Annotated in this window: 19 protein-coding genes; 2 read left to right on the plus strand and 17 right to left on the minus strand. The window is 45.5% G+C overall.

The genetic code is table 11. The features are described 5' to 3' along the window. Window position 1 precedes the first annotated feature (1 nt). Window positions 2-2,710, minus strand: coding sequence for a preprotein translocase subunit SecA (gene secA, locus DRB05_RS21750; protein WP_128728774.1), 2,709 nt, complete (start codon window positions 2,708-2,710; stop codon window positions 2-4). Between the two features lie 483 nt (window positions 2,711-3,193). On the opposite strand from secA, the gene DRB05_RS21755 reads away from it, so the two are divergent. Continuing rightward, a complete protein-coding gene (locus DRB05_RS21755) occupies window positions 3,194-3,679 on the plus strand; it encodes a DciA family protein (RefSeq protein ID WP_235956501.1) in 486 nt (161 codons plus the stop codon). 44 nt (window positions 3,680-3,723) lie between these two features. Here the strand turns inward: DRB05_RS21755 and lpxC are convergent, their stop codons facing one another. The 16 genes from lpxC to mraZ form a co-directional block, all read right to left on the minus strand. After that, window positions 3,724-4,647, minus strand: a complete 924-nt coding sequence (lpxC, locus tag DRB05_RS21760) for a UDP-3-O-acyl-N-acetylglucosamine deacetylase (RefSeq protein ID WP_010368639.1) — start codon at window positions 4,645-4,647, stop codon at window positions 3,724-3,726. An 88-nt stretch (window positions 4,648-4,735) separates the two neighbouring features. Then, window positions 4,736-5,980, minus strand: coding sequence for a cell division protein FtsZ (ftsZ, locus tag DRB05_RS21765; protein WP_045987929.1), 1,245 nt, complete (start codon window positions 5,978-5,980; stop codon window positions 4,736-4,738). Window positions 5,981-6,001: 21 nt separating this feature from the next. After that, complete coding sequence (ftsA, locus tag DRB05_RS21770; protein WP_128728776.1) at window positions 6,002-7,234, minus strand: cell division protein FtsA; 1,233 nt, start codon at window positions 7,232-7,234, stop codon at window positions 6,002-6,004. After that, entirely contained in the window at window positions 7,231-8,016 is a 786-nt protein-coding gene (locus tag DRB05_RS21775; RefSeq protein WP_069020760.1) for a cell division protein FtsQ/DivIB, read from the minus strand. Before DRB05_RS21775 ends, ftsA begins: the two co-directional genes overlap by 4 nt. A 1-nt stretch (window position 8,017) precedes the next feature. Beyond that, the gene (locus DRB05_RS21780; RefSeq protein WP_128728777.1) at window positions 8,018-8,929 is read right to left on the minus strand and encodes a D-alanine--D-alanine ligase; all 912 of its coding nucleotides are present in this window, start codon (window positions 8,927-8,929) and stop codon (window positions 8,018-8,020) included. Continuing rightward, the gene (murC, locus tag DRB05_RS21785) at window positions 8,926-10,359 is read right to left on the minus strand and encodes a UDP-N-acetylmuramate--L-alanine ligase (protein WP_128728778.1); all 1,434 of its coding nucleotides are present in this window, start codon (window positions 10,357-10,359) and stop codon (window positions 8,926-8,928) included. Before murC ends, DRB05_RS21780 begins: the two co-directional genes overlap by 4 nt. A gap of 8 nt (window positions 10,360-10,367) precedes the next feature. Further along, complete coding sequence (gene murG / locus DRB05_RS21790) at window positions 10,368-11,435, minus strand: undecaprenyldiphospho-muramoylpentapeptide beta-N-acetylglucosaminyltransferase (RefSeq protein ID WP_128728779.1); 1,068 nt, start codon at window positions 11,433-11,435, stop codon at window positions 10,368-10,370. Continuing rightward, window positions 11,432-12,607 carry a cell division protein FtsW gene (ftsW, locus tag DRB05_RS21795; RefSeq protein ID WP_128728780.1) on the minus strand — a complete coding sequence of 392 codons (1,176 nt, stop codon included), beginning with the start codon at window positions 12,605-12,607 and terminating at the stop codon, window positions 11,432-11,434. Before ftsW ends, murG begins: the two co-directional genes overlap by 4 nt. Continuing rightward, on the minus strand, window positions 12,604-13,926 hold the full coding sequence (murD, locus tag DRB05_RS21800; RefSeq protein ID WP_128728781.1) for a UDP-N-acetylmuramoyl-L-alanine--D-glutamate ligase: 1,323 nt from the start codon (window positions 13,924-13,926) through the stop codon (window positions 12,604-12,606). Before murD ends, ftsW begins: the two co-directional genes overlap by 4 nt. After that, window positions 13,926-15,008 carry a phospho-N-acetylmuramoyl-pentapeptide-transferase gene (gene mraY, locus DRB05_RS21805; protein WP_010368649.1) on the minus strand — a complete coding sequence of 361 codons (1,083 nt, stop codon included), beginning with the start codon at window positions 15,006-15,008 and terminating at the stop codon, window positions 13,926-13,928. Before mraY ends, murD begins: the two co-directional genes overlap by 1 nt. Continuing rightward, window positions 15,002-16,396, minus strand: a complete 1,395-nt coding sequence (murF, locus tag DRB05_RS21810; RefSeq protein ID WP_128728782.1) for a UDP-N-acetylmuramoyl-tripeptide--D-alanyl-D-alanine ligase — start codon at window positions 16,394-16,396, stop codon at window positions 15,002-15,004. The genes mraY and murF overlap by 7 nt, the downstream gene beginning before the upstream one ends. Beyond that, entirely contained in the window at window positions 16,393-17,856 is a 1,464-nt protein-coding gene (locus tag DRB05_RS21815) for a UDP-N-acetylmuramoyl-L-alanyl-D-glutamate--2,6-diaminopimelate ligase (protein WP_128728783.1), read from the minus strand. Before DRB05_RS21815 ends, murF begins: the two co-directional genes overlap by 4 nt. Beyond that, a complete protein-coding gene (locus DRB05_RS21820; protein WP_128728784.1) occupies window positions 17,849-19,663 on the minus strand; it encodes a penicillin-binding transpeptidase domain-containing protein in 1,815 nt (604 codons plus the stop codon). Before DRB05_RS21820 ends, DRB05_RS21815 begins: the two co-directional genes overlap by 8 nt. Continuing rightward, entirely contained in the window at window positions 19,660-19,983 is a 324-nt protein-coding gene (gene ftsL / locus DRB05_RS21825) for a cell division protein FtsL (RefSeq protein ID WP_128728785.1), read from the minus strand. The genes DRB05_RS21820 and ftsL overlap by 4 nt, the downstream gene beginning before the upstream one ends. Further along, on the minus strand, window positions 19,983-20,915 hold the full coding sequence (rsmH, locus tag DRB05_RS21830; protein WP_128728786.1) for a 16S rRNA (cytosine(1402)-N(4))-methyltransferase RsmH: 933 nt from the start codon (window positions 20,913-20,915) through the stop codon (window positions 19,983-19,985). Before rsmH ends, ftsL begins: the two co-directional genes overlap by 1 nt. A 14-nt stretch (window positions 20,916-20,929) precedes the next feature. Further along, window positions 20,930-21,388: a division/cell wall cluster transcriptional repressor MraZ gene (gene mraZ, locus DRB05_RS21835; RefSeq protein ID WP_128728787.1), complete on the minus strand. Its 459-nt coding sequence runs from the start codon at window positions 21,386-21,388 to the stop codon at window positions 20,930-20,932. A 429-nt stretch (window positions 21,389-21,817) separates the two neighbouring features. Here mraZ and DRB05_RS21840 point away from each other — a divergent pair, with 429 nt between their 5' ends. Continuing rightward, on the plus strand, window positions 21,818-24,811 hold the full coding sequence (locus DRB05_RS21840; protein WP_128728922.1) for an EAL domain-containing protein: 2,994 nt from the start codon (window positions 21,818-21,820) through the stop codon (window positions 24,809-24,811). Window positions 24,812-24,824 lie beyond the last annotated feature (13 nt).

Genomic DNA, 24,824 nt, shown 5'->3' on the forward strand with positions numbered 1-24,824 from the left:
GTTATTTTAGTTTTCCGCAACACTGCTTATACTTCTTGCCAGATTGACAAGGACAAGGATCGTTACGGCCTACTTTAGGCTCATTTCGATGAGCAACAGACACACCTTCTGGTGCATCACCACCTACGCGCTCAACCTCTTCATGTTGATATTCACGCGGTGCTTGCTCACTCTTGCGGTGCTGCTCTTCAACTTTTTCAACATCTTCTTCAGCACGAACCTGAACCTTACTAAGTACACCAACCACGTCAATCTTCAAGTTCTCAAGCATTTGTGAGAATAACTCAAATGACTCACGCTTATACTCTTGCTTCGGATTCTTCTGCGCATAACCACGTAAATGAATACCTTGACGAAGATGGTCCATTGCCGCTAAGTGATCTTTCCAATGCTGATCTAGGCTTTGTAGCATAACCGCTTTTTCGAAATGACGTAGTACATCTGAGCCTACCATCTCTTCTTTTTGCTTGTACGCCTTATCAACCTCTTCTACGATACGATCGCGTAGCACTTCTTCATATAGTTTGCTGTCTTCTTCAAGCCATTTTGCAATCGGAAGCTCAACATGGAAGTCATTTTTCAAGCGTTCTTCAAGTGCTGGAATGTCCCACATTTCAGCAAGACTTTGCGGTGGAATATACTGATCAACAGTCGCATTCAACACATCTTCACGAATAGCCGTAATAGTCTCTGAAATATCGCCTTCTTCAAGTAGTTCGTTACGTTGCTCGTAAACCACTTTACGTTGATCGTTCGCAACATCATCGTATTCAAGTAATTGTTTACGAATATCAAAGTTACGCGCTTCTACTTTGCGCTGGGCGTTTTCAATAGCGCGGTTAACCCATGGGTGCTCAATAGCTTCACCACGTTGCATACCGAGTTTGCGCATCATGTTAGTCATACGCTCACCAGCAAAGATACGCATCAATGCATCATCCATCGATAGGTAGAAGCGGCTTGAACCTGCATCACCTTGACGACCAGCACGACCACGCAACTGGTTATCAATACGACGAGATTCGTGACGTTCAGTACCAATAATGTGTAAACCACCAGAAGCCAGTACTGCATCGTGACGCGCTTTCCAAGCTTCTTTGATTTCTGCTACTTGCTCTTCTGATGGATTTTCTAGCTTTTCAACATCCGACTGCCAGCTGCCACCCAGTACGATATCCGTACCACGACCAGCCATATTCGTCGCAATCGTTACTTTGCCCGGTAGACCCGCGTCCGCGATAATATCCGCTTCTTGTGCGTGGAATTTAGCATTCAGTACGTTATGCTCAATTTTTTCTTTGCGAAGGAAGTGAGAAAGATACTCAGAACTTTCGATAGATACTGTACCCACCAACACAGGCTGACCACGTTCTTGGCAAGAACGAATGTCTTCAAGAATGGCTTCAAATTTCTCTTCTTGCGTCAAATATACAAGATCCGCTCGGTCATCACGAACCATAGGTTTATTGGTTGGGATAACTACCGTATCTAGACCATAAATTGATTGGAACTCGAATGCTTCAGTATCCGCCGTACCTGTCATACCAGCAAGTTTGTTGTATAGACGGAAGTAATTCTGGAAGGTGATGGAAGCCAAGGTTTGGTTTTCGTTTTGAATACGAACCCCTTCTTTAGCTTCAACGGCTTGGTGAAGGCCTTCAGACCAACGACGCCCTTCCATCGTACGGCCCGTGTGCTCATCAACAATAATAACTTCGTTATCTTTTACAACGTAATCAACGTCTTTTTGATATAGTTTGTGAGCGCGCAGTGCTGCGTAAACATGGCTAAGCAGTGAAATATTACCAGCTGAATAAAGAGAGTCACCCTCTTCAATCAACCCACGTTCCGTCAGTAATTCTTCAACTTTAACTTGGCCACGCTCAGTAAGGTGAACTTGTTTACCTTTTTCATCGATGGTGAAATCGCCGTCACCTTCAATGCCTTCTTCGTCCTCTTTTTCTTGTTGCACAAGATCAGGAACAATTTTATTGATTTCAGCATAAAGCTCAGAACTATCTTCGGCAGGACCAGAAATGATAAGTGGTGTACGTGCTTCATCAATTAGGATTGAATCCACCTCATCCACCACCGCATAGTTAAGTGGACGCTGTACACGCTCTTCAACACTAAACGCCATGTTATCGCGTAGGTAGTCAAAGCCGAACTCGTTGTTAGTACCATAAGTGATATCCGCTGCATAAGCTTGCTTTTTTTGCTGTGGCATCATGCCTGGTACGTTACATCCAACAGTAAGGCCTAGGAATTCAAATAGTGGACGGTTTGTCTCAGCATCACGCTTAGCTAGGTAGTCGTTGACGGTAATAACGTGAACACCCTTACCTGAAACTGCATTTAAATACGCAGGCAATGTTGCTGTTAGTGTTTTACCTTCACCCGTTCTCATTTCTGAAATGCGGCCTTGGTGTAGTACCATACCACCAATCATTTGCACATCGAAATGACGCATTCCAAATACGCGCTTAGATGCTTCACGCACCGTAGCGAACGCCTCTGGTAATAAATCATCTAGACTCGAACCTTGTTCAATACGCTGTTTGAATTCAGCGGTTTTTGCCTTTAGTTCTTCATCGCTTAATTTGTCGTATTGTTCTTCTAACGCATTGATTAAAGCGACTGTTTTTCTTAGGTTTTTGATGGTGCGATCATTACGACTACCAAAAATTTTGGTAAAAATATTTGCTAACATGTTTAAACCGTTTCACTCTGTGTATTGGCTGACCCATGTCTCTAAACCTATGTTATTAAGACTGGGGCGCGCTTGTCCTGTTGGCGACAAAAGCGTTCCTAAACTACGGTTTTCATTATGCCAATTTAGGAGTGAGCATTTTGTATCTTGCCGAATTAAAATTATGCCCTATCATACCAGACTCTTTGTTTCTGCAAACCTTATTGGGTAAATAATACCAAGTTCAATTGCAAGAAATCTTTACTGTTGAGCGTAAGTGTAGCGTTGCAAGTGATAAAGTTTAGTTGGCACCTAACTCGACTCATTTATTCGAGTACAAAACTAAGCGCTTTCGACAACAAATGTTGGTACTTTTGGATTTCTCAAAAATTTCTCTCTGATATACTTAGTAGACTGAGAAACCACCAGTGCGGAGTAATTTAACTCCGTATTATCCCGATATGGCGGTTATTTTTTATTTTTCAACCTATGGGAAGTAAGTCATTGGCTAAAAATCGCTACAATCCAAAACCGCTTGATGAAGTGATGGGGGGGTGGTCAGATAAACTCAATCAATATGGTCAAAAAAGCGCCCAAGCGGCACAGTTACAGAGCTGTTTGGAAGACACTCTAGGCCCTATTTTGAGTAAGAAGTGCCGTGTTGCTCACTACAAAGAGGGGACACTGACGATAGAAGCGGCTTCAGCAACGCTTGCTACTCGGTTAAACTTTTTAAAAATGGATATTCTCAGTGCATTTAGAAAAGTGGGATTACATGACTGTGCGTTAGTGAAAATTACCACCAATCCAGAAGCTCAACAGCGTCTCTCAAATAAGGTGGAATCCCAATCTTCGACCTATCAAGCCAATCGAAGTATGAGCCAAGCCACTGGCGAGCATTTGCTAGCGCTAGCGCAATCCGCGCCACCATCGCTTAAAGCAAAACTAGAAAGACTCGCTAAACACGCAAACACAACGCAAAAAAAATGACGCCTTAGCGTCACTTTTTATCAAACTATATTAGCCTAAGAGGCTTATGCCGTTGCGGTATTGATACCCGCTTCCATTCCTGGCGCTGGCATACTGACTGGCTCTTCGAATGTTGCCCACTCCCATGCTGACTCAGTTGCCATGATTTCACGAAGCAACATATTGTTTAGGCCGTGGCCTGATTTATAGCATGAGATCTTACCTAAAATGTTGTGACCTGCCATAAACATATCACCCACACAGTCTAAGATCTTGTGTTTAACAAACTCATCCGCATAGCGCAGGCCATCTGGATTTAATACTTTAAACTGATCTAAAACAACCGCATTGTCCATGCTACCACCTAAGGCTAGGTTGTTTGCATGCATGTATTCGATGTCACGCATAAAACCGAAAGTACGAGCACGACTGATCTCTTCAGTAAAGCTTTGCGCGGTAATGTCCAATCCAATACGTTGGCGGCTAGCATTGATCGCAGGGTGATTGAAGTCGATTTCAAAGTCGATGTGGAAGCCATCGTAAGGTTCAATTTCAGCCCACTTGTCGCCATCTTCAACACGCACTTTTTCTTTGATGCGAATAAAGCGCTTGGCAGCGTTTTGCTCTTCAATCCCGCCTTTTTGAATTAAGTAGATGAATGGCAATGCACTGCCATCCATAATAGGCACTTCGGCGCTGTCTAGCTCTACGATGAGATTATCAATCCCAAGCGCAGCGACCGCAGCAATCAAATGCTCGGTAGTAGACAAGCGAACGCCGTCTTTATTTGTTAAACACGTACACAGTTGCGTGTCGCCCACAGCTTCCGGTGTTGTTTCAAAATCAACAACAGGGTCTAGATCAACGCGGCGAAATACAACACCTGTATTCACACCAGCTGGTCGGAGAGTGATCGTGACCTTTTCACCTTTGTGTAAACCTACACCTGTGGCTTTAACGACTTGTGCAATCGTACGTTGTTTAATCATATATTCGCCCACTTAAATTCTAGATAGGCGGCGGAGTATAACATAGTTCCACCAAACTGCCAATCTTTGTTTATTTTTTATACCAACCTTAGTCTGACTGCTTACGTAAAAAAGCCGGAATATCGAAGTAGTCACCTTTTTCTTTACTGTCGCTGCCTTTTGCACTTGCTGAACTAGAAGCTTGTTGTGGCTTCTGCTCTTGTACTTGTGGTGCAGGCGCTTCAGCTGGTTGCTCAGGTTCTGCCGCTGACGTTTGTGGTTGCGTAAAGCTTGGCACATACATGCTCGTTTGTGAGCTAGTTTGTGTGCCACCTACTGCATCTGAGCCTGAGGCTTGTCTAAAGCCATTGTCTACAATACCAAATTGCGGACGACGGTCACCACCTAAGCCTGTAGCAACTACGGTCACTCTTAGCTCTTCGCTCATTTCAGGGTCAATAACAGCACCTACTACCACAGTCGCGTTTTCTGACGCTAATGCTTTAACATGGTTACCAACGACCTCAAACTCTTCGATAGTAATGTCCATGCCAGCGGTGATATTCACCAAAATACCTTTCGCGCCAGTTAGGTCAACATCTTCTAAAAGCGGGCTAGAAATCGCGGCTTCCGCAGCTTCTTGTGCACGATCAGGACCTGTTGCCGAAGCAGTCCCCATCATTGCAGTACCCATTGCTGACATCACGGTTCTCACATCCGCAAAGTCAACGTTGATTAGACCTGAACGTGTGATCAACTCTGCAATACCTTGTACCGCGCCATAAAGCACGTCATTTGCTTTAGCGAAGGCATCTAGCAGTGTAGTCCCTTTACCAAGAACTTTAAGCAATTTGTTGTTTGGAATTGTAATAAGTGAATCTACAATTTCTGACAACTCAGCAATACCTTGCTCAGCCGCAGCCATGCGCTTTTTACCCTCGAGATCGAAAGGACGCGTTACTACAGCCACAGTCAAAATACCTAGTTCTTTTGCTGCACGAGCAACAACAGGTGCGGCACCGGTACCTGTACCACCGCCCATACCGGCTGCGATAAATACCATGTCTGCGCCTTCAAGGCTGCTCTTGATGGTTTCTAGATCTTCTTCTGCTGCGCTGCGACCCACTTCTGGGTTTGCGCCAGCTCCAAGGCCTGAGGTAATCTGAGTACCTAGCTGTACGGTAATATCCGCAGACGAACGGCGTAACGCTTGTGCGTCAGTATTCGCTACGATAAAACGTACACCTTCAATTTCTTGGTTTACCATGTGTTCTACGGCGTTACCGCCGCCGCCACCGACACCGATGACTTTAATGACAGCTTCTTCGCTGTGCTGTTCCATAATATCAAACATCTTCACTCTCCGACTTGAGTATTAAAACTCGCCTTGGAACCATTTTGTAACACGGTTCCACCAACTCCCCTCTGCATCTACTTTCGATTTCTGTGCATTCATCGATTGTAGTGAACGGCCGTATTGTAACAAACCTACCGCCGTTGCATATGCAGGGTCATCAACATAATCTGTTAATCCTTTAATGCCAATTGGTTTACCTATTCTTACTGGCATTTGGAATATATCTTCTGCGACTTCTTGTGCACCTTGCATCTTGGCACTACCGCCAGTGATAACAAGACCCGCCGCAATTTGATCTTCAAAACCTGAGCGACGTAATTCTTCTTGTGCAAGCTCAAACAGTTCTCTAAATCTTGGCTCTACCACCTCAGATAAAGTATGGCGAGACATTACCCGAGCAGGGCGTCCACCAACACTTGGTACTTCGATGGTTTCTTCGCTTGATGCCATTTGGCTCGACGCGAAGGCATATTGTACTTTCAGAGACTCGGCATGCGAAATAGGTGTTCTAAATATTTTTGCTATATCGCCAGTGACCTGATTACCCGCGACCGGGATCACAGCAGTATGGCGCAGCGCACCATTTACATAAATCGCAATATCCATGGTGCCACCACCGATATCTAATACCGCAACACCAAGCTCTTTTTCATCATCAGTCAACACTGAGTAACATGATGCCAAGGCATTAAATGTTAATTGATCTACCTGTAAACCACAGCGTTCAACACACTTTTCAATATTCTTTGCCATGTCATTTGAACACGTAATGATATGTGCTTTCGCTTCCATCCTTACGCCACTCATACCCAGAGGGTTTTTGATCCCCTCTTGCATGTCGATGCTATATTCTTGCGGCAATGAGTGCAGCATTTTGCGTTCGGCAGACATAGGCACAGAGCGCGCGATATGAATAACATTGGCAATATCATCGTCAGTGACTTCAGCATTGTTTATTGCCACCACGCCACTTTCGTTTTGACACTGAATATGTTTGCCTGAAATCCCCAAATAAACCGAGCTTATTCTGCAATCAGCCATTAGCTCGGCTTCATCTACAGCGCGTTTAATAGACTCAGAAACGAGGTCTAAATCGTTTACCCCGCCCTTATCCATGCCGTGAGACTCTTGGCGTCCGACACCGACAATACTAAGTTGATTGTCCACAGTGATCTCCCCAACTGTGGCGACGACCTTTGATGTGCCAACATCTAATCCAATCACTAAGTTTCTTTCTGCCGACTTTGTCATGCTTCACTCTTGTTATTTTGTTGTTCTTGCTGCTCAGTAGGTTCTTTCCAACTCACTGCCAGTCCCGTGTCGTAGCGTAAATCAATGACATCGATTACTTTACCTTCAGGCCGCTCCATACGTGGATACACGTCAATAAAACGTTGTACTCGTTTGGCTTTGTCTTCACGCCCTAAATTTAATCGGATCCCATTGTCCAGCCATAGCTGCCAAGCAAATCGTTCTGAAAGCGCTAAACTTTCCAACGTAAACTGATTTACCGCCAACAAGGCTTTAAACTGCTTAAATGTTTGCCATGCTTCTTCAGCACTCCCTTCAGGGCCATATAATTCAGGCAGCCCCTGCGGCAACTTGTTACTGCTTGCTTGGAATACTTCACCATCATCATTGAGTAATGAATCGCTGTTCCAATGCGCAACCGGCTTATGTTCCACCACATAGACTTGCAGCGTATCCGGCCATTGTTTTCTGACTGACACTGTCGCAATCCAAGGCAAAGACTTTACCGCCTTGTGGACTGCTTTTACATCAAGTTCAAAAAAACTATTTAAATCTGCGGTTTTAATTGCCGCCACAATGTCATCTTCATTGGTGTAATGTGGTTTACCGAGTACTTTGAGTGTTTTTATTTGCGCATCATGATGTGCAACTAACCAATCACTTACCCAGTATGTTCCTCTCACCAATGTAAAAATCACCACAAAGAAGAAGCTAAGTCCCCAAAAAAGAGGCCAGTTCACTCTTGAACCGATCAGCTTCAACCCTGCCAAAAATGCTCGCATATTAAAGCGTTTGCTCCAAAATGCGAACAACTAATTGCTCAAAACTTACACCCACCGCTTTTGCTGCCATCGGCACCAACGACTTTTCGGTCATACCAGGTACGGTATTTACCTCGAGTAGATAGAAATGGCCCTGCTCATCTTGCATGGCGTCTACGCGTCCCCAACCAGTGGCACCAACCAATTCAAAAGCGTGCTTTGCCATCACTTGTAATTGCTCAGTATGTGCAGCGCTAATATCTGCCGGACAATAATACTCTGTACTATTAACTTGGTATTTCGCTTCATAGTCATAAAAACCACGAGGCGTACGCATTTCAATAACAGGCAATGCCTCTTTACCAAGCATAGACACGGTAAACTCCCGCCCAGTGATCCATTGCTCAACGAGAACTTGATCGTCAAACTTAAAGGCATTATTTAATGCCGCAGTCAGGGTCTCTTCGCTGTCTGCCTGCGCCATACCTATACTTGAGCCTTCGTGGCTTGGTTTTACCATGACTTTACCAAACTCAGCGATTAGCGCCTTAGCATCAAAACCCGTCTCTTTGCTCACTACAGCGTAAGGTGCCGTACTTAACTTGGCAGACTGAAATAGATGCTTACAGCGGACTTTATCCATTGCAAGCGCACTACCAAGTACACCGCTTCCTGTGTATGGTATCCCCATAAACTCAAGCGCACCTTGAATAGTACCATCCTCACCGCCACGGCCATGCAGTGCGATGAATACCCGATCCACACCTAGGTCTTTAAGTTGCCATAAATTACGTTCTGCTGGATCAAAAGCAATCGCGTCAACACCTTGGTTAACGAAAGCATTTAACACTGCATTACCAGACTTTAGCGACACCTCTCGCTCTGCTGAACTACCGCCAAGTAATACGGCTACTTTTCCAAACTGACTACTCATAATTCACTCTGTTTTAACTGCGCTATCGATAGCCCGGTTGCGGCTAACTGCTTCACGATTTGACCTATATTGCCAGCTCCTTGCGTCAACACTAAGTCGCCATCAGCCATAGTGCTTGCCAACACTTTCGCCAATTCACCATGGTCACTGATATGGATCGGCTCAACGCCACGTTGACGGAGACTACGACACAAACTTTTACTATCCGCACCAACGATGGGCGCTTCGCCGGCACTATATACATCTAACAGCAGTAGTTTATCAACATCGCAAAGCACTTTTACGAAATCTTCATATAAATCGCGTGTTCGGCTATAGCGATGTGGCTGATAAATCATAACCAAACGCTTATCAGGCCAACCAGACTTAGCGGCTTTTATCGTCATCGCAACCTCAGACGGGTGGTGACCATAATCATCAACCAGCATCACCTCACCCACTTCATTATTGAATGAGCCGTAATGCTGGAATCGACGTCCTACGCCTTCAAAATTGGCTAATGCCTGATAAATCGCTTCGTTTTCAATATTGTGATCTTTTGCAACCGCAATAGATGCCAGCGCATTCAATGCGTTGTGCTTACCTGGCATATTTAGCTTCACTTCAAGTAACTCACCGTCTTTGGTTCTGACTTTAAAGTGTGATTCACTTTGTGTTTGCTTGAAGTCCAGTAACTGATAATCCGCATCGTTAGCCTCACCATACGTGATGGTCGGCCTTGCAAAGCGTGGCAATAATTCTCTTACGACTGGCGAATCGATACACACCACTGCCAGACCATAAAATGGTAAGTTATGGATAAACTCGATGTAGGTGTCTTTCATTTTTTCGAAGTCACCCTCGTAAGTATCCATGTGGTCTTCTTCGATATTCGTGACCACCGACACCATCGGCTGCAAATGCAAAAACGATGCATCACTCTCGTCCGCTTCTGCGATAAGGTATTCACTGCTGCCCACTTTGGCATTACTGCCAGCACTATTGAGCAAGCCACCGATAATAAAGGTTGGATCCAGCTCAGCCCGCGCAAAAATACTCGCAATCAGGCTCGTCGTTGTGGTCTTACCATGTGTTCCTGCTACCGCAATCCCGTGACGAAAGCGCATCAACTCAGCGAGCATTTCGGCGCGGCGAACGATTGGCGTACGGTTTGCCTTCGCCGCTTGGATCTCTGGGTTTTGGTCGTTGATTGCACTCGATACCACAACCACATCAGCCATTTTTACATTTTCAGCTTGGTGGCCGATAAAGATCTCGGCGCCCATATTTGTTAATCGCTCTGTCATCGTACTTTGGGCGATATCTGAGCCTGTAATTCGGTAACCTTCAAAGGCCAGTACTTCTGCAATCCCACCCATACCAGCACCACCAATCCCGATAAAGTGGATGGTGTTGATACGTCGCATTGCTCTTCTGCTTGAAGCTTCCATTTAATATCCTAGTTCGATAATTCTGTACAAATTTGGGCAACTTTCGCTGTTGCCTCCGACTTACCGCATTGTCTCGCTTTTGCTGCCATGGTCGCAATTTTTTGCGGCTCAATAACAAGTGGCTGCAGTGTAGTTGCTAGTACTTCTGGCGTCAGTGCCGTTTGCTGCAGTATAAAAGCTGCCCCAGCCGACACTAAAAATTGCGCGTTAGCCGTCTGGTGATCGTCAACGGCATGTGGGAAAGGCACAAAAATCGCCGTTTTCCCAGCTGCGGCTATCTCACTCACAGTAAGCGCACCGGCACGGCAAATAACCAAGTCAGCCCAAGCGTATGCGGCATCCATATCATGAATGAACTCGCTGACCTCAGCATTAATGCCTGCACTTTCATATCGTTGTTGTGTATCGTCTTGGTTATGTTTACCGCTTTGATGACGAATATTTAATCCGATACTGGCCACCTGTTGCTTTAGTAACTTGAGCCCTTCTGGCACGGTTTCATTCAGTGCTTTTGCTCCCAATGAACCACCGACAATTAATAGATTTAACGGCTCTGAAACGGGTTTATCGCTAATCTCAGCCACACTTGCACGTACCGGATTCCCCACAACCTGAGCGAGCTTTTCACTGAATGCGCCGGGAAAACCCGCCAATACGCGACTTGCAATTTTCGCCAGCAACTTATTGCTCATACCCGCAACTGCATTTTGCTCATGGATCACCAAAGGGATCCCAAGCAGTTTCGCAGCAACGCCTACAGGACCAGTTACATAACCGCCCATAGCTAATACCACATCAGGTTTACGCCGTTGTAAAATACGCTTTGCTGCAAGTACCGCTTTTAAAACCATGAATGGTGCGGTTAGTAATCGTTTGACCCCGTTACCACGGACGCCTTTCATGGCAATAAAGTCAATTTCAAAGCCGTAACGTGGCACAACATCGGCTTCCATTCTGTCCGCAGTGCCAACCCAGCTCACTTGCCAAGCCTGCGCTTGTAAAAATTGTGCCACTGCAATACCCGGAAAAATATGTCCACCTGTACCGCCCGCGACCACTAGAAGACGCTTTGTCATCGCCTACCTCCACGGGATGTTGCTTGCCTTGTCGACATTTTTGTCTCAAAGTCTATGCGCTGTAAAATGCCTGCCGCAATTGTCATCACCCAAAGACTCGACCCACCGTAAGAAACAAACGGCAACGTTAAGCCCTTAGTGGGTAAAATGCCGGCGCTCGCACCAATATTAACGACTGCCTGAAAGGCAAACCAAATACCAATGCCCAAGGCAAAATATCCTTCGTATTCTTTGCCTGCTTTAAGGGCCTTTTGCCCGATAAAAAGCGCTCGAGTAACCAATACGCCGAGTACAATAATTATGCTAAATACACCAATAAAACCCAGCTCTTCAGCGATTACAGCAAAAATAAAGTCATTATGTGCTTCCGGTAAATACTGCAGTTTTTGTATGCTATTACCCAGGCCCTGACCAAACCAGCCCCCTTGACCGTATGCCATCAGCGATTGTACCAATTGATAACCAGCACCAAACGGATCCTCCCAAGGATTCAAAAAGCCAACAACGCGCTTCATTCGGTACGGCTCAATAATTATCAACAACACAACTAAGGAAACCCCAGTTAGCATTAAGGTAAAAAACTGCCAAAGCTTTGCGCCAGCTAAAAACAATAATCCCACAGTTGTCACAAACATCACGACAACGGTTCCTAGGTCAGGCTGCATCAAAATTAAAAATGCATAGGCCGCAAACACCACCATAGGTTTTGCAAACCCTTTGATATTTTCTTGTACTTCTTCGCGTTTTCGTACTAGATAGCCAGCTATGTAACTAAAGAAAAACAGTTTAGATGCTTCTGCAACCTGAAGACCAAAAGGTCCAAGCGGGATCCAGCGCCTAGCACCATTTACCTCCCGGCCAATAATAAGTACCGCGACTAACAGTACCAAACCAAAAAGCAGCAAATATGGATTACTGCGCTTCCACCAAGTCATTGGCACGCTAGTCGCAAACCAAAAGAGAATAAAGGAGCCCACTAAAAAAATTACGTGGCGAATAGTAAAATGAAAAGGATTATCAAATAGCCGCTCTGCAACAGGCATAGAAGCACTCGTCACCATCACAAATCCCACTCCAATAAGCATGAGCATGCAGTACATCAAAGGCACGTCAAATAAGCTCTCAGACTGGCGAGGCGTTAAAGCCTCTCTGATATCAGCGACGTTAATCAAGTGTGCTCCCCCACTAAACGGACGAACTCATCCCCACGCGCCATATAGTTTGGATACATGTCTATGCTGGCACAGGCTGGTGCTAGTAGCACAACATCACCCTTGGTCGCTATCGTTTTTGCCGCCAACACTGCTTCTTCCAAATTGTTGACCTGATGGCTATTGCGCAGCAGTGGCATAAACTGTGCGCCGTCTTGCCCAAAACAAAATAGCGCTTTGCAATGTGCATTGAGTGGCGCCTTGAGTGGTGAAAGGTCTGCGCCTTTCGCATCCCCACCTACGATCAAAATAATATTTTTTCGGCCTGAAGCCAAAGAATCAATAGCGGCGACCGTCGATCCAACATTCGTCGCCTTTGAATCATTGAAGTAACGAACCCCTGCAACATCGGCAACCAACTGACAACGATGAGGTAACCCCGTGAAACTCGCAAAGGCGCTGGCAAAGACCTGCATAGGCAGTTGCATCGGCGCTAATAACGCCAACACTGCCAAGGCGTTAAATTGGTTATGTCGCCCTACCATCGCCAGTGTTTTTACCGGTAACAGTGGTGTTTGTTTGTGTGCAAAATGCGGCTCACCGTCACAGGTCATTAAGTGATAATCTCCCTCAGTAAGGGACACACTGCTGCCTTGCCCATGCTGCGCAAAGGTATAATGATCTTCAGCATTATAAACAATATGCTCAACATGTTGGTAAATACGTTGCTTCGCTTCAATATAAGCTTGAAAATCAGGATAGCGATCCATGTGATCTTCAGTAATATTGAGGATCATTGCCGACAAACAAGCCAAGCTATGCGTGGTTTCAAGCTGAAAACTAGACAGCTCGAGCACATAAACATCATACGGCTGCTCTAACAACGACAACACGGACGTGCCAATATTGCCGCCAAGCCCAACTTTTAAGCCTGCGGCTTTCAATACTTCTGTCGCGAGCGTAACAACGGTGGACTTACCGTTAGAGCCCGTAACGGCAATCACTGGACGGGTATTGAGGCGTGCAAATAGCTCAATATCGCCGATGACTTCAACGCCTTCGGCAATGGCTGCGGCAACGCTTTGTTCAAATAATGGGATCCCCGGGCTGATGATAATTAGATCCGTTTGCGCCAAAGCGGCATCAGCAAGATTGCCAAATACCGCTTCACATTCAGGTGCGTTGTGACTTAGCCAATCCGAGCCTGGAGGCACTGGACGACTATCAACCACTTTTGGATTAATACCGTGCGACAGCAGAAAACGCACGATCCCCTGTCCTGTGACTCCAAGTCCCAGTACCGTGACATGCTTTTTCTGTAATTGCTCAATATACGTCATTATCTAATCTTCAACGTCGCAAGACCGGCCAAAACCAAGATAATCGAGATAATCCAAAAACGGACTATCACGCGAGGTTCAGGCCATCCTTTTAATTCATAATGATGGTGAATAGGGGCCATTCTAAAGATCCGCTGACCTCTGAGTTTGTAAGACCCCACCTGTAAAATGACGGATAATGCCTCCATCACAAATACACCACCCATAATAATCAGCACCAACTCTTGGCGTACTAAAATAGCGATGATCCCGAGTGCGCCACCCAACGCTAATGAACCAACATCGCCCATAAAAACTTGTGCCGGATAGGTGTTAAACCACAAGAAACCAAGACCTGCGCCGACAATCGCCGTGCACACCACAACCAACTCACTCGTGAGTGGTAAATGTGGAATATGAAGGTAGCTTGAGAAATTCGCGTTACCGGTAACGTAAGCAATAATAGCAAGTGCGGAGGCAACCAAAATGGTCGGTACAATGGCAAGACCATCCAAACCATCAGTGAGATTAACGGCGTTTGACGTACCCACAATCACGAAATAGCTCATAACCAAATAGAACAAACCAAGTTGTGGTAATACATCTTTCAAAAATGGTACAACTAACGTGGTTTCCGCAGCGCTGGTAGACGTAAAGTACAAAAATGCCGCCGTAGAGATCGCAATAACCGACTGCCAAAAGTATTTCCAACGCGCAATTAGGCCTTTACTGTCTTTTCTGATCACCTTGCGGTAATCGTCCACGAACCCAACAATACCTAAGCTGCCAATGACAAATAACGTCACCCAAACATATTTGTTGCTAAGGTCGCCCCACAGTAGCGTACTGGTAAAGATTGCAGCCAGAATTAACAGTCCACCCATAGTTGGGGTACCCGACTTGGATAAGTGCGATTCCGGACCATCATCACGTACAGTCTGACCGATTTGCATGCGCTGTAATGCAGCGATAAGTTTAGGGCCAAAATACAACGAAATCATCAAGGCTGTTAAAATGCCTAAAATCGCCCTTAGCGTAAGGTAAGAAAAGACGTTAAACCCAGAATAATACTGAGTAAGATACTCGGCTAGCCAAACTAACATGATACTTCTCCTGTCTCGCTATCCGACTGGCCAGCGTTTACTAATTCTTCAACGAGCAGTTCCATCCGCGCACTACGTGATCCTTTAACGATAACGGTGCATTGCCCTGATTGCTCGGCCAATACAACCCGTAACGCCTTCATTAAATTCTCGCGAGTCGAGAAATGACGATTTGGCTTTTCAAATACATTGCTTGCGCTGCTACTCAGCACCCCCAATGAAAACAATTCATCAATGCCTTGCTGCTTAGCATATTCGCCGACTTCACGGTGATATTCACGGGCATCTTCACCCAGTTCTGCCATATCACCCAACGCCAATACTTTATAGCCAGACATAGACGCCAGTAAATCAATCGCCGCGTTAACAGATTTTACATTTGCATTGTAGGTGTCATCGACAACACGCAGCGTGTCCGACACCTGGATCATGTTGACGCGGCCTTTTACTTCAGCCATTTGTCCAAGACCCGTAGCCACCTCACTCAAGCTTGCGCCCAGCTCAGTTGTCAATGCAGCCGCAATCAGCGCATTGCTAACATTATGCAATCCAGAAAGCGGTAAACTAATGATCGCGCACTCCTCACCTTGACATAGCGTAAAGGTCGGGCGAGCTAACTCATCCAGCTCAATCGCTTCTACCCAAATATCAAGCTGATCATTTAAGCTATAACGTTTTACTTTGGAAACAGCTAAGTTTTCCTGCCACATCTGGGCATAGTCACTATCTGCATTGATGACTGCGACACCGTCAGCTTTTAGCCCTGAGAAAATCTCGCCCTTTGCTTTTCCTACCCCATCAATTGAACCAAACCCTTCGATATGGGCTGGCGCGACATTACACACTGTCGCCACGTCTGGACTTACTAATGCAGTGGTATAAGCTATTTCACCCAAGTGGTTAGCGCCGAGTTCTATCACCGCGTATTCATCATCTTCACTTAAGCGCAATAGCGTCAACGGTACTCCGATGTCGTTATTAAAATTACCTTTTGTCGCAAGGACTTTGCCTTTTTGCGCCAAAATCGCCGCACACATTTCTTTCACTGTGGTTTTACCAACACTGCCAGTAATTGCAATGGTTTTAGGGGCAACAGTCTCAATCACTGCTCGGCCAATTTGGCCTAAAGCGATACGCGTGTCTGCAACCACAAACTGCGGCAAATCAATATCTTCATCAAGCTCAGAAACAATAGCTGCAATGGCACCTTGCGCTTTGGCCACATCCAAAAAGCGGTGGCCGTCAAAGTTAGGTCCTTTCAGTGCTAAAAATACCTCTCCAGACTGTATTGTTCTGGTATCAGTATTAATATTGGCGACTGCCAAATTCTCCCCGTCGTAAGGGGTTTTTAAGACTGCTGCAAGCCAAGAAAAATCCATCTTGATCATGCCTTTTCCCCTCGTAAAATCGCTGCAACGCATTGCCTATCACAAAAATCAATGCGCTCAGTACCTATAATTTGATAATCCTCATGCCCTTTCCCCGCGATTAGCACTACGCTGTTTTCATCAGCTAGGTCTATCGCGTGTTGAATGGCTAGCCCTCTATCAGGCTGGCAGACAGCATACTCAGGGTGGATGAGTCCAGCCTTAACGTCGTCAATGATTAAATTGGGATCTTCACTTCGTGGATTATCGCTGGTGATCACCAGTTTATCTGCATATTTCTCTGCAGCTCGTGCCATTTCAGGACGCTTACCTTTATCTCTGTCACCACCACAACCAAACACACAAATAAGATTGCCCGGTACATGTGCTCGCAAGGCTTGTAGTGCAAGTGCCAAAGCGTCTGGGGTATGGGCATAATCAACAATACACGTAGGCTTTTCAGGGGCACTAAATGGCTGCATGCGTCCTGCCACAGGCGCGAGTTGGCTGCATGCTTCGCTTAACGCTTCAAGACTTGCGCCTTGCAATAGTAAGGTCGCTACCGCGGCAGCCAAATTATAAAGATTAAACTCACCATACAGTGGCACGCTGACTTCACATTCACCCCAGCTGGTTTTTAACGTTGCCGTTAAGCCATTTGGGTGTGCCAATACGGCATCAAAGAATACATATTGTTGGTAGCTATGCGTTTCATCCCAGCGACCGTAGGCAACCAAAGTGCCGTCATTAAATTCAGCTGCCCAGTTTGCACCCACTTCATCGTCAATATTGATGACTTTATAGTTTGGCGCACAGCGAGTGAATAACAGTTTCTTGGCTTTTGCATAGCTTTGCATATCACCATGATAATCTAAGTGATCGCGCGTTAAATTGGTGAAAACAGCCACATCAAAGTCACATTCGTCAACCCGACCTTGCACCAAGCCATGGGAAGAGACCTCCATCGCGACTTGATCATATTGTTGCTGTAAAAGCGCCAAAATACGTTGTAAATCTACGTTTGACGGCGTGGTGTTTGCCAGCGGAATAAGACTGTCTGGTTGGCCATAACCAAGCGTACCTATCACAGCCCCTGCACTACCGGTTAGACTAGCTAAATTGGCAATCATCGCTGTCGTGGTAGATTTACCATTAGTGCCAGTAACGCCTATGAGTTTGAGTTTTTTACTCGGATATGCATAAAACTGCGCTGCAATTGCCGCCAACTTATCGGCAAGATTATCGATAAAAATGGCTTGCTCTGGTGCAACATTAAGCTCGCTTCCCGTTTCTGCAAGCACACATTTAGCGCCTTGCGCAACGGCACTGGCGGCATATTTCGCACCGTCTTGGGCATGGCCTTGCAGTGCAATAAAGCAATCACCCGGCCCAACCGCTCGACTGTCTATACGCAGATGCTCAACCTCAACAGGGGCAATATTGACACCATAATCACTGAGTACCTGAGCCAGATCACGCATCGTTATCTGCTCCCGAAATATAAGCAACGCGCTCTTTATCAGGCGCTACGTTTAAAATTCTCAGTGCATTAGACATAATTTCAGCAAACGCGGGCCCTGCTGTTTGGCCACCATAGTAAACATCTCCCGCCGGCTCATTGACCATCACTACAACTGCAAGCCTTGGGTCGCTTACTGGTGCAACGCCCGCAAAGTAACCAACGTACTCATCACCGTAGCCACCCGCCACGGCTTTTTCTGAAGTGCCTGTTTTACCAGCGGCACGATACCCATCAACTTTTACGTTGTGGGCTGTACCACCACGTTCAAATACTGACTCCATCATCTCTACCACTGCGTGTGTATCTTGCTCGCTAAAAATACGCTTACCTTCAGGAATTTCATCCTGCTTCACTATTGTAAGTGGTCGCAAGATACCACCGGCTCCAAACATAGCGTAAAGTCTCGCCATTTGAGCAGTGCTTACTGATACTGCGTAACCATAGGATAATGTTGCGATTTCAAAGTTAGACCAACGGCGGTTTGGATAAAATAAACCTGCGCTTTCACCAATCATGTTTGAGCCCGTTGGCTCACCAAAACCCACTTCTTGGTATAAATTGATAAAATATTCTTTTGGCAGCATTTGCGAGATCTTCGCAACCCCCATGTTACTGGAAATTTTAAGGATTTCTCTTAAGCTCAGCTCACCATTGTTGCGAGTGTCTTTCACTAAGCCACCGCTTAAGTTCATCCAGCCCGGATAAGTATCTATCGTGTCTGTTGCCTTGACTGCACCATAATTTAAACCTGCCAGTACCGCTAAAGGCTTTAAGGTTGAACCGGGCTCAAATAAATCGGTCATAGCACGATTACGTCGTTTGTATGGTGCTGCGGTACTTAGGTCATTAGGATTAAAACTTGGACTATTCACCAATGCCAAAATTTCGCCAGTGTGTACATCAACAACAATCGCCGAACCAGAGGTAGCTTTATAGCTCAGTACAGCTGACTTTAACGCGCGATAGGCAATAGCTTGGATCCGTAAATCAATACTCAAGTAAACATCTTCTGGCTCAACACGCTGCTCTTCTGATAGCACTTGCACTTCACGGCCTTGCGCATCTTTACGAATGGTGCGTTTACCTGCTGTACCGGTTAATGCAGAGTCGAACATACGCTCAACGCCTTCGATACCCTTACCATCGATATCCGTTACACCAATCATGTGCGCCGTTACTTCGCCACTTGGGTAAAAACGTTTGGACTCGTCCAGCAAGTGCACGCCCGGCAGGCGCATTTGACGAATATAGTTGGCAACAACCGCCGTCACTTGGCGCTTCAAATAGACAAAACGACGGCTTGGGTCTCCCCGAAGCCGTTCATCGACATTTTCTGGTTTAAGTCTGAGCACATCTGCAAGCTCTTTCCACCTGAGCTCATCATCGTACCAAGCTTGTTTCCGTATTTTCAGCTCCGCGTCATTTTGTTCCAACGCCTTATAATCTTCACCTTCTTTACGGGCTTTACGTAACACTTTTTTGGCAAGTGCCTTATCAATGGCAAGGGGATCAGCATAAACGCTCACAACCGGCACACTCACTGCCAGCTCTTTGCCATTGCGGTCGAAGATCATGCCTCGTTGTACATTGAGTTTTTCAACCCGAACTGTACGCTTTTCGTTTTCTGCAATTGCCTTATCGGGCTCAATTACTTGCAAAAATGCAGCGCGTGCGACAAGTGTCATAAAAACGGTGAGCATCACGCCGCAAACTAGCGCGAAGCGCCAAGTAATAATAGATTGAGTTTTTTGCTTTTGTTTATTCATGGCAGCACGATCACCTGTTCATCTTTACTGGTCGGGCGTTTCATCTCTAACTGCATCTTCGCTATCTCTTCTATCCTTGCATGCTGCGAGTAAAACTCTTCTTCTACAACGAGGTAGCGCCACTGCAGGTCTAGCTCATCGCGCTGTTGTAATAGTTCATCTTGCTGTATCAATTGCTGGCGAGTTAAGTGAGTAATTTGCACTACAGCGAGTGCAGAAATCAAAATCGTAAATAGCAAGAATGCAGTCAACTTATTGGCAATAATGTAATGGCCAATTTCTACAAACAGATTCGGTTGACGTTGCTTACTTGCATTCATTAGAGCTTCTCCGCCACTCGCAATACAGAGCTTCGCGAGCGCGGATTTTGTGCAATCTCCGCATCGCTAGGCTTAATGGCTTTACCCACTGCCTTTAAGGTGAGGTTTTGTTTAAGTTGTTCATCCGTTAAAGGCAGACCTCTGGGTATCGCCTCTCCCTTACTCTGCTTCTTGATAAACTGCTTTACAATGCGATCCTCTAGAGAATGAAAAGAGATCACCACTAACCGACCGCCCGGCTTTAACACCTCAAGTGATGATTGCAATGCAGTCTGAATTTCTTCTAACTCGCTGTTGATGTAAATACGAATAGCTTGGAAAGTACGAGTTGCTGGGTGCTTGTGTTTGTCTTTGACAGGCACGGCTTCATCAATTAATTGCGCTAATTGCGCGGTGGTTGTAATCGCGGTGTGCTCACGCACTTCAATAACTTTACGAGCAATGCGAGTAGCAAACTTCTCTTCGCCGTATTTTTTGATCACAAACACCATTTCTTCAAGTTCAGCCTCAGCTAGCCACTGTGCGGCGCTTCGACCTGAATCTGGATCCATTCGCATATCCAGTGGACCGTCTTTCATAAAACTAAAGCCACGATCTGCATCATCAAGCTGAGGTGAAGACACACCGATGTCTAACAAAATACCGTCAACTTGACCTAAAATACCGGCTTGTTCCGCTACGGATTTAATTTGCGAAAAACGACTTCGCGCTATAGAGAAACGTGTATCGTCGGCAAATTTTTCAGCCGCCTTAATTGCTTGAGGGTCTTGATCTATGGCTTGTAAACGCCCAGTAGACAACCTTTTGAGGATTTCACCTGAGTGCCCACCGCGACCAAACGTCCCGTCGATATATATACCTTCAGGGTTAATTGCTAGGGCATCTAGGGTTTCGGTCATTAATACCGAAATATGCTTAAACTCTTCGCTCATTAATTTGTTTACCCCTACAAGGAAAAATCATCCAGTTCAGGGCTTTCCTCAAAGTTTCCTGAGTGTTCAATTTCGGTATCAGCCTGCATTTGCTGATACCAGCGTTCTTCATCCCAAATTTCAAATTTATTGAGTAGCCCAACTAGCATGATCTTTTTGCCTAGCTGCGCATGGGAGCGCAACGAAGGCGCCAGTAAAATCCGGCCATTTTTGTCTAGTTGGTATTCTGTAGCATGACCTAACAACATCCGTTGCCAACGTCTCACTCTGGGATTGGTGTTCGAGATACGACTTAGTTTGTTCTCAATTTCTAGCCATTCGGAGAGTGGGTAGAGCCACAGGCACGGTTCGTTGATCGCAATAGTACAAATAACAGTTCCCTGATCTTCGGACAGCAGCGGTTGACGGTACTTAGTTGGCACCGCAAAACGCCCTTTGTCATCCAAAGCTAGCGAACTTGCACCTCGAAACATGCGTGATCCTATTTATAAGTTGGTTGATCCAGTTTGATCCACTAAAACCCACTTTTTACCACAGAAGAACAGTCTAGGGCTTGACAAGCACTTTTGTCAAGTTCAGTCGGTACCTTTAACACCTTTGAAAGCCAGAAAAATCGCGGGATTTGTGGAAGATCATGAATTTGGTGGAAAAAAGTGGAGAGAGGAAAAAATGCCATTTTTTTTGACCGAATAATCACGTCATACTTTCAAATGAGAAATTAAAAATTCGATTTGTTCAACCTTACTTTAGCGTACTTTTTCTACTGAATTATTTATGCAAATTTGCTTGGTTGTAACAACTTGATTCGGTATCATTCGCGCTCTCTGATCAGCTCCATAGGTGGGATTATTCTGAAATCTTCAATACAGTTTCGATTTTATCGCTTACTCGTTCTGCTTTGCTTGCCATGTCTGATCATTATTTTATTTCTTTTATACGAGCAACGTCAGCTAGCATTAACACAACAGTCACAACAGGCGCTGCATTACGCCAAGCAAGTTGCGGCCATTCAGCAGGTCGAGCTCGCAGATACAGAGCAAGTTCTTCAGCAACTGTCGACCCGTATTGATCATCTCACGGTAGAGCATGGTCAATGCCCTGCGCTGCTATATCACGCGATGCTTCTTAGTCCTAACCTTGCTAACCTGGGTATAGTCGACGCACAAGGAAACGTACTTTGTACTACGCATCAGCCAGATCAACGCAAAATCAACATTGCTGATCGCGGCTATTTTAAAGCCGCAATGCGCACTGCTCAGTTTAGTATTGGTGAATATCAAATTGATCGCAGTATGCAGCGCGCCACTGTTAACTTCGCATTGCCAATTTACAACGATCAACAACAGTTTTTGTTTATGCTAGTTGCAGTGAAAAGCTTAACCCATTGGAGCCAAACCTTAGCAAAGTTGCCCCTTCCGGTTGGCACTCGAGTAATGATTGCCGATGCCAAAAAGCAAATTATTGCACAGTACCCGACATCAAAAGCACAACTCGGTCTTGCTGTCAGCAGCTCGTGGCCAAGTGATTTAACCAAGCAAGCGACGCTGCTTACCACCCCTGAAGGCAACCGTTTGGTGTATGTTAAGCAATCTCTTAATAGCAGCAATCACGCTTTACAAATCTACTTCAGCTTTGATTTCGAATCGCAGTTAAGTAGCATAGACAAGCGGTTTACACTCTTTTTGGGAATATTTTTTGCGCTTGCGTGTATTTTGTTTTGGCAAACCCATTGGCAGTTAAAACAACAACTTTTAAAACCGCTAAGCGCACTAAAACATGCAATTGCTGCGCTTGAGTCAGGCAAACAAGATTCCAGTTTTGACGCCACCAAAGTTCCGAGTGAATTTGAGCATATTGCCGAACGCTTTGCCCATATGGCACGGACCCGTTTGGCCGCCGAAGACAATGCCAATCATAGACTTGCCGTTGTAAAGGCCCTAATTAATGCACTCCCCGATAGCTATGTGCGCCTAGATCAACAAGCTCAGATCTTATCCCGTTATGGCGATTATACAGACAAAGCACAAACGCTTAGGGAATTACTTCCAGAACATATCTATAAGCGGATCCGTGCAGAGCTTGCATTGTTAAATGACAAAACCTACGTACAACTAGAGTTTTCACCCACCAGTAGCCAAGTTGTTGAATGTCGTTTGTGTGCCATTGAATCACATCCTCAAGCGTTGCTTATTTTCCGTGATATTAGTCAGCGTAAGCATCAGGAAGAAGCGCTGAACCTTGCGGCATTAGTCTACAACAATAGTAGTGAGTGCATGATCATCACGGACGCCAATGGCTTTATCTTGGACGTTAACCTCGCCTTTACTCGAGTTACAGGTTACCAACGCTCCGAAGTCCTAGGTAAGTCCACCGCTATGTTGGGATCGGGTCAACATGACCGTAGCTTTTACGAACTTATGTGGCAGCAGCTTAACGAGCATGGTCGCTGGCAGGGAGAAATTGTCAATCGAAAGAAAAATGGAGAGCTTTATAACGAATGGCTAACCATAGATAGTGTTTACGATAATAATCGTGAAATCTATCGACGTGTCGCAATTTTCACCGATATTACCGAAGTTAAGCGCAAAGATGCGCTGATCTGGAAGCAAGCACATTTTGACGAATTAACCGACCTCCACAATCGTGTGGGACTTAAAAAGCACTTGAAAAAACAAGTTTCTGGTGGCCAACATCAAACGGCCGTACTGTTACTCGATCTCGACAACTTTAAAGATATTAACGACACATTGGGCCATTATTACGGCGACTTACTTCTCAAGTTGGTAGCACAACGCTTGAAAGCGCTTTCGCCAAACGCTTTTTTATCTCGTATCGGTGGAGACGAATTTGTCTTTGTGTTGGAAGATGACGAACATAAAACAGCGTGTAAAACACTGGCCTCTCAGATCCAGTCAGCATTCAAACAGCCTTTTGAGATCCAAGATGAACAATGCCATATCACCACAAGTATGGGCATTGCAATGTCACCAATGGATGGTAACGGAGCGGAGACCCTGCTGAAGGCCGCCGATCAAGCTATGTATCGAGCAAAACAGCAGGGTCGTAACGGCTATGTGATTTTTGACGATACCTTACGAAAAGTCGCAGAATCTAGAATGCAAATGCTCAAAGGCATTCGTACTGCACTTCATAAAAATCAATTTGAAATGCATTACCAACCCATAGTGTCACTTGCAGATAATCGCGTTGCTAAAGCAGAAGCCTTGATCCGCTGGCGACACCCTGAGCAAGGCATGGTCAGCCCGGCTGAGTTTATTCCCTTAGCCGAAGAAACCCAGCTTATTCACCATATTGGTGATTTAGCATTCTCACAGTCCATAGACACCTTGACGCAACTACAGCACTTAGGTCACAAAACACAAATTAGCATTAATGTCTCGCCAGTCCAATTTGCCGCTAAAAATTGCACCTTGGCAGGTTGGAGTGACAAACTCACGACGCTTGCAATTCCTGCGGAGCAAGTGGTACTAGAAGTTACTGAGGGCATGATGATGCACAATGATAGCCGCACAAAGCAACGTGTTGAACGATTAAAGCAGCAAGGTTTTCAATTTGCATTAGATGATTTTGGCACGGGTTACTCGTCACTTGCTTATCTAAAACAATTAGATTGTCACTTTGTGAAAATTGATAAGCGTTTCGTCGATGGTATCGCAACCAATGCAGACGATTTAACCCTATGTGAAACCATTGTTCTGATGGCGCACCGTCTAGGCTTAAAAGTCATTGCAGAGGGCGTTGAGACCGCGACTCAGCATCAACTATTAAAACAGGCTGGATGTGATTTTGGTCAGGGTTATTACTATTCTAAACCATTGCCACAAAATGAGTTCCTGACCTTAATGACAGAAAAAAGCCACATTGCTGTGGCTTAGATCTGAAGTTACT

The sequence above is a fragment of the Pseudoalteromonas sp. A757 genome (genome assembly GCF_004103285.1).
GTDB classification, from domain to species: Bacteria; Pseudomonadota; Gammaproteobacteria; order Enterobacterales; family Alteromonadaceae; genus Pseudoalteromonas; species Pseudoalteromonas galatheae.